Below are 632 nucleotides of genomic sequence, written 5' to 3' on the forward strand. Positions count from 1 at the left end.
ACTCGGTGGTTGCGCGCGGCGAGACCGAGATGGCCCCGCCCGTACTGCTGACGGCCCCACCGGTGGACGAGTTTCTTAGTGCGCGGCCAGGCATGTCGGCCTTCGCCGTCGTCGGTCTGGACGGCCGCGTGAAGGTGGGCGACGACTGGCTCACCGGCCTGCCCCCCACCACCAAGGAGCCCGAGTTTTCCAGCGAGGAGTACGAGGGAATCACCTATCGCATCGTCAGCCAACGCGTGCAAACCGTGGCCGGGGAGCTGGTGGTGCGTCTGGCCGACGGTTCCGATCCGCGCCAGCAATGGCTGCGCCTGCTGGCGCTGAAGGTGCTGCTGCCCAACCTGGTGTTGGCCGTGGCCGGCTTCTTCGCCGTCAACTGGGCGGTGCGTACCGCACTGCGGCCGCTGCTGGAGCTGAAGGATGCGGTGGAGCGTCGTTCGCCGCGCGACCTGTCCGCGCTGGACCCCGATGCCTCGCCCGACGAGGTCCGGCCCCTGGTGCTGTCGCTGAACCGCTTGTTCGGCCTGGTCAATGCCCAGGCCGAGAGTCAGGCCCGCTTTGTGGCCGATGCGGCCCACCAGCTGCGCACACCACTGGCCGGGCTGCAGGCGCAGGTGGAAGCCTGGGCGCAAGCC

1 protein-coding gene is annotated in these 632 nt (G+C 69.6%); it reads left to right on the forward strand.

Features of this window, described 5'->3' with window-relative positions:
• A partial coding sequence (locus AC1D1Y_RS26025) for a sensor histidine kinase N-terminal domain-containing protein (RefSeq protein ID WP_477684897.1) occupies window positions 1-632 on the forward strand: 632 nt, incomplete at both ends.

Source organism: Polaromonas sp. P1_G1 (genome assembly GCF_056405595.1).